The sequence below is a fragment of the Microcoleus sp. Pol14D4 genome, assembly GCF_036701245.1.
In the GTDB taxonomy this organism is placed as follows: Bacteria; Cyanobacteriota; Cyanobacteriia; order Cyanobacteriales; family Microcoleaceae; genus Microcoleus.
The window spans coordinates 21,035-27,701 of sequence record NZ_JAUBQM010000087.1; the positions used below are offsets into that span (position 1 = coordinate 21,035).

Sequence of the window (6,667 nt, forward strand, 5' to 3'; positions counted from 1 at the left end):
GATTGCCCTACAGAAAACATTGAACCGCGTTCATTGGGCCCCAGCAACACCATGTCCGAATCCAGAACCGCCAGCCAAATAGACATCGGCAACGTCAACATCGGGAACTTCCAAGTCGGCAGCATCAGCGGCACCAAATACAACGATTTTAACGCCAACGGCCGCCCCGATCCCGGAGAAGTCCCCATTCCCAACTGGCAAATCTACCTCGACCTCAACAACAACGGCCAGCCAGAATTTAACGAACCTTCCACGCTTACAAACCCGCAAGGCAACTACATCTTCGCCAACCTGCCGCCGGGAACGTACCAAGTTAGGGAAGTCCAGCAGCCGAACTTTCGCCAAACTACCCCAAATCCCGCACCCATCACGATTACCAGCGGCACAAACGCTGGCAATATCAATTTTGGCAACAACTTTAACGCAGGGACGATCGCAGGCACAAAATTCAACGACATCAACAACAACAGCAGCCGAGATCTCGGGGAACAAGGGCTAGCTAACTGGCAAATTTACCTCGACCTCAACCGCAACAACAGGCTAGACGGCGGCGAACCTGTTACTTTGACAAATTTTGAAGGCAATTATGCTTTTGTCAATATTCCTGCAGATACATATTTGGTGAGAGAAGTCCAGCAACCAGGTTTTCTCCAAACCACGCCTGACCCTGGGCCGATTAACGTTACTTCCAACGCCACTGTCAACAACATCAATTTTGGCAATGTCTTTTTTGTCGGCAGCATCAGCGGGATCAAGTTCAATGACCTCAATGCCAACAGCGTCAGAGATGCGACAGATCCGCCTCTGAGCAACTGGCCAATTTACCTCGACTTCAACGGCAATGGCAGCTTTGATCCGGGCGAAGCCAACACCATCACCAACCCGCAAGGCAACTACACTTTTGCCAATGTTTCTCCCGGCCGATATTTGGTGAGGGAAGTCCAGCAACCGGGATGGGTACAGACTACGCCAAATCCAGGCCCGATTGACATAACCGGCAATACCAATGCTGTCGGCGTCAATTTCGGCAACAATTTTCCTACCGGCAGCATCAGCGGCTTCAAGTTCAACGACCTCAACGCTAACGGCATCAACGAACCGACGGAACCGAGAGTTGCCAACTGGCCGATTTACCTTGATTTCAACAACAACGGCAGTTTAGATCCGGGTGAACCTGCGACTTTAACAAACCCCGAAGGTAATTTCTCTTTTATCAATTTGCCTCAAGGGACCTATGTGGTGAGGGAAGTCCCGCAGCCCGGTTTTCGACAAACCACGCCTAATCCGACTCCAATCACCGTGGGCAACGGCACGAATGCCACTAATTTGAGTTTTGGTAACGTGTTGGTGACGGGCACGATCGGCGGTGTGAAATTTAACGATTTTAACGCCAACGGTCGCCTAGATCCCGGAGAACCCCCGATCGCCAATACTCAAATTTACATCGACCTCAACAATAACAGCAGTTTAGATCCGGGCGAAGCGACTACCTTAAGCGACGTTCAGGGCAATTACAGTTTCCGCAATGTTCCGGTAGGTAGTTATGTTGTCCGCGAAGTTCCGCCGCCCGGTTTCATTCAAACGACTCCGCCTGCGCTAGTTGTTGTCTCGGCAGAGATTCGGGCTAGCAGCATCGATTTGGTGACGGGAGAGGCTGAGGGTAGGTCAACTAAATCCTTGAGGGGCGACCCGCTGACGGATGGCAGCAGCTATGCGAGCGAACCTGCGGACAATATGGGGGCAGATAGCTTGCTTTTGAGCCAATGTCGTGATAGTGATCGAATTAGTAAATTTTTGAGTGATGGATTTTTTGCGAATTTAGGCAATATTCCTAACTTTGGGCAACAGAATGTCGGTCTGGAGCTTAATCCACGAGTTAGTAATTTTGTCAATACCAATGAATTAATTAAAGGGGCGAGCGATCAGTTGTGCGGATGGGTGTAAGAGATTTCTCCGTTATGTAGGGTGACACAAAACTCGATCGCCCGGAATTCCAAACCGCAGATAAAAATTAGGAAGAGGTTAAAGGGCGATCGCGTGATACCCTATTGTTGGCAACCTCCAACGCATAGCCAGAGTTCCGGGAAGCCCAAAGCTGGCTTGTATATGAGGAGCAAGATTCAGAGGTAGTATCATACCTGTTTTTAGGAATTATCAGACAATGCCCCAAGTGCGATCGCCCTTGTGGCATGGTCGCTCAAGTCACCGAGGTGCAGTGAGTTTTAACGTTGTTCCAGCTCAAAACAGCAAGTGTCCACGGGCAGAAGAACTCAGGGCGCCAATCTTGAAGATATTGCCCTCAAATTGCCACCGTTATTCAAAACCTGATATAATCTCGTGCGACCAAGCTGGAGTAAGCCTGATGTTAGATGAGGAACCTTCGAGCAACGTAGACGTATGTATGATTGAGTAGCGATCGTCAGTCGCTAGCAGCAGCTAACTGCTGATTGACAAAGTGATACAGTAGCCTGTAGCTTACGTAGATTTAGGTGTGAAGGAACAGAAAATCATGGCAGAAAGAAATGCTAGTCAGGTAACTCCTGTATTACCCCCAGTAGTGTTACCGCCAACCATCAATTTTGGCAACGCTCCTGCGGGTATCCAGGGTACCAAGTTCAACGACCAGAACCGCAACGGCATTCGAGATGCAGGCGAACCGGGACTCCCCAACGTCCGAATCTTTATTGACACCAATAACAACGGCGCTGTCGAGCCAGGTGAACCCTCGACGTTGACAAACGCCAGCGGAAACTTCGTATTTCCAGGCTTGCTTCCAGGCACCTATACTGTCAGGGAAATCTCGCCACCAAATTTCAGCCCGACAACTCCCAACCCAGTCGTCGTTACCCTCGCGGGCATTAATGCCACAGTGTTGTTCGGTAATGCTACAGGTGACGGTCAGATTATTGGCTGCAAATACCTCGACGTAGATAACGACGGCTTTCGAGACGGGAGTGAACCCCCGATGGAAAACGTCAGAATCTATATCGATGCCAACAACAACGGTCAGCTAGATGCAGGGGACACCAGTACCTTAACTGATAGAAACGGCGAGTACCGATTCACCGGTTTGCAGGCAGGGCTATACCGGATTCGGGAAGAGCGAGCCAACGGGCCAGGCACTGAACCTTTAGAAAGAGATTTTCCCCAAAGCACCCCCCCCGGCAGCATCTCCCTGCTTGACATTAACCTTGGTCAGGGCGAAATCTGGGCCTGCGCTCAAGTGGGCAACACTCCTTTGTACGAAATCCCGATCTTCAAATTCCGGGACAACAACGCCAACGGCATACAAGACTCCGGCGAAGTTGCCCTCGAGGGCATCCCGTTCATCCTCGATTTGAACCGGAACGGCAGGACAGACGCGGGCGAACCGCAGCTGAAAACTGGCCCTGATGGTAGGGCTACCTTCAGAGATTTGAAGGCTGGCAGCTACTCAGTATTGGAAACCTTTGAAACATTCATACCCAACCAGCCGCCAATTGCAACTACGCAGAACCCGGTAGAAGTCACAGCCCCCGGACCCCAATCGCGACAGCAGGGAACACTGCCTTTCATAGTGGCAGATCCAGCAGTTGCAGGCGGCCAGCGGGTCGTTGCGGCGAACTTTCCGCCCCCCTTCCCCCCCGTAAACCCGGAACCCGCAGTCTTCTTCACCCCGATTTTGGTAAATCCAGGTAGCGGTGCAGTCGGGAATACGCGCCCCAACATCACGGTCTTCAAATACAACGATCAGAACGCTAATGGTCGTTACGAACCGGCAAACACTCTACAGGAAGTGGGCATTCCCGGCATCACGGTGTACCTAGATGCCAACGACAACGGCGCCCTCGACACAGGGGAACAGTCGTTAGTAACTGATACCAACGGGCGCGGTGTTTTCACCAACCTGGAACCGGGCAATTATGTGGTTCGGGAAGTGCCGCAAGCTGGTTTTAGTGCTACTACTCCGGCTCGGGTGCAGTTCAACCTCAGCACTCAAGATGCCAACGTTGTCTTTGGCAACACCCCCAACAGCCGCATCACTGGGTGCAAATTCCAAGACTTGAACGGCAACGGCTACCGGGACGGCTTTGAAACGCCGATCGCAGGGGTCACAATCTACATCGACAGCAACGGTAACGACGCCCTTGATGCCGGAGAAGCAAGTACCGTCAGCGATCAGTTCGGCCGCTGGGAGTTTGGCAATTTGACCCCCGGTATTTACCGAGTCCGGGAAGTGGTGCCTTCCAATTCTTTCCAAACTACTCAACCACTGGACATCGTTTTGGGCGCCAACCAAACGTTTACTTGTGCTTTGGTGGGCAACGGTCAGTTCTTTAACTATCTCGGAGGAAAATTCCGGGACGACAACCGCAACGGGCTTCGAGATGAGGGCGAACCTCCTTTGGAGGGTATCCCGTTCACCTTGGATTTCAACCGGAACGGCCGCTACGATCCTGCTACCGAGCCTCTGGTGAGGAGTAATGCTCAGGGCGAGGTTCTGTTCACCAATTTAGCTCCGGGCACCTACTCGCTCTTGGAAGTTTTCAACGCTCCGGGCGTTCCCAACCCGTTCCCCATTCCGACAGGGCCTAACCCTGTTGCGTTCTCGGTACCGGGGCCAAATACTTTTGTAACGCCGATCGTGCCGGCGCCAGTACCGACGGAACCAGAAAGGGTTATTGACAGCATCGATCCGCTGACCGGCGGCACGGTGACTGCTTCTAGCATCTCCGATCCCGATGAGTTGATTAAGCCCGACCCTTCAGCGGTGGCTCTGGTGAAACCCAGCAGCGTCGATGACTTGCTCGCTCCTAAGAGTGCAGGTGTTAGCCGCTTTGTTAAGGGGGACGATTTGCAACGCGAGGCGAGTAAGCTGGTTCTACAGTTTTTAGAAAACAACGGTCTCAACAAAAAGGACTCTCAATTGATGGTGGGCACTGCTGATCCGTCGTTTTCCTTCTTTGAAGGTTAGGTTGGGTTTCTAGTTCTAGACTCAGCAATTAGCAACTAGCTTCTTTAAACTGCACGTCAAATCATGTTTTGGCGTGCTTTTTGCTGTTGTGACCATAATTAGAGGCTCGCGCGGCGGGTTTATCGATTTCTTTAATTACCGGAAATATTGTTCGTGAAACCCGCCTCTACAACAAATATATCCCGATGATCGTAGTGGCGAGTTTTACCGACAATCTTTGAGGAAAACTCACAACTTAGACAAACCAGCCCTCCACAACCATAAACTTGGATGACGGGTGGATTTATCTCTTTAATTATTTATCTCTTTAATTACTGTCTTTAGTAGTAGGGTACGATCGGCAAAAAGAGCGATTCCCCGCCTCAAGAAAACCTTTATTTATAGAGGTAGAACGTAGAGGAATATGTTATGCCAACTCAACAACAAACGAATCCGGCTCAACATCAAGAACAGCAACCCGGTATTGAATCGCAAATGACCCCGCAACCCCAATCCTTCGCGGAGGGATATCGCGGTAGCGACAAATTGCGGGACAAAGTAGCCTTAATTACCGGCGGAGACAGCGGTATCGGGCGGGCGGTGGCGATCGCCTTTGCCAAGGAAGGCGCTAACGTGGTCATCAGCTATCTCAACGAAGATGATGATGCCAAAAAAACCAAAGAGGCGATCGAACAACAAGGCCGGCGCTGTATTGCGATCGCCGGCGACATCGGCGATGAAAGCGTGTGTCAAAACCTTGTAGAACAAACAGTTAAAGAATTTGGCCATCTCGACATCTTAGTCAACAACGCCGCCGAACAACATCCCCAAGAAAGCATCGAAAACATCACCGCCGAACAATTAGAGCGCACATTCCGCACCAATATTTTCTCCATGTTTTATCTTACAAAAGCCGCTCTCAAACACCTCAAAGAGGGAAGTGCAATTATCAACACTACCTCTGTCACCGCCTACAAAGGCAATCAACAATTACTAGATTACTCCTCCACAAAAGGAGCAATTGTTGCCTTTACCCGTTCTTTGTCTCAAAGTTTAGCTGAAAAAGGAATTCGCGTCAACGGAGTCGCCCCCGGTCCGATTTGGACGCCTCTAATTCCTGCAACTTTCCCTGAAGAAAAAGTGGAGAAATTTGGTGCAGACACTGCCTTGGGACGCGCAGGTCAACCCGATGAAGTTGCCCCCAGTTACGTGTTTTTAGCTTCAAAAGATTCGTCTTACATGACTGGTCAAATTTTGCATCCCAACGGCGGATCTGTTATTAACGGGTAGATTTGGCGCGAGTTAATATATAAATAACCGCATTTTGTGGGGGAACTTTCACCCACAACCTCTGACTATAACTCACCATATAAATAAACCCGCCCCCACAACCACGTTACCTAGGGCGGGTTTATTCATTTTTTTAGTTATATTCAATCTGCTAGCATCGTCGGGCGTAAAATCCAGTCAACAGTGATGCCCACTTAGCTTCGCCGAAGGCTTAACAATCACGGGCGATGCAACCGAAATTGATACAATTAATCTGCCCTCATCTGCGCTGCGGTTAAAAAAAGAGAATTTATCCAGCCGCAGATGACAAGAGATTGACGCAGATGAGGGCTGATGAAAAGAATAGATAAATGAATAATTCCGATGCTATAGCAATCCTAAATGATTATCAAGACTATGATACAATTATATGCAATACTCGATCGTGAATAAAAAGATGAATAA

3 protein-coding genes are annotated in these 6,667 nt (G+C 50.1%); all 3 read left to right on the forward strand.

The window, feature by feature from the left end:
- Positions 1-51: 51 nt before the first annotated feature.
- The 3 genes from QUA33_RS23765 (at position 52) to QUA33_RS23775 (ending at position 6,223) form a co-directional block, all read left to right on the forward strand.
- Positions 52-1,944, forward strand: a complete 1,893-nt coding sequence (locus tag QUA33_RS23765) for an SdrD B-like domain-containing protein (protein WP_333151704.1) — start codon at positions 52-54, stop codon at positions 1,942-1,944.
- A gap of 547 nt (positions 1,945-2,491) precedes the next feature.
- Entirely contained in the window at positions 2,492-4,954 is a 2,463-nt protein-coding gene (locus tag QUA33_RS23770) for an SdrD B-like domain-containing protein (protein WP_333151706.1), read from the forward strand.
- A 408-nt stretch (positions 4,955-5,362) separates the two neighbouring features.
- Positions 5,363-6,223 carry an SDR family oxidoreductase gene (locus QUA33_RS23775; RefSeq protein WP_333067372.1) on the forward strand — a complete coding sequence of 287 codons (861 nt, stop codon included), beginning with the start codon at positions 5,363-5,365 and terminating at the stop codon, positions 6,221-6,223.
- The last annotated feature ends 444 nt before the right edge of the window (positions 6,224-6,667 follow it).

What these genes read in the sequence shown, in the direction of transcription:
- QUA33_RS23775 (WP_333067372.1), top strand. Translation starts at nt 5,363, where the DNA reads ATGCCAACTCAACAACAAACGAATCCGGCTCAACATCAAGAACAGCAA.
- QUA33_RS23765 (WP_333151704.1), top strand. Translation starts at nt 52, where the DNA reads ATGTCCGAATCCAGAACCGCCAGCCAAATAGACATCGGCAACGTCAAC.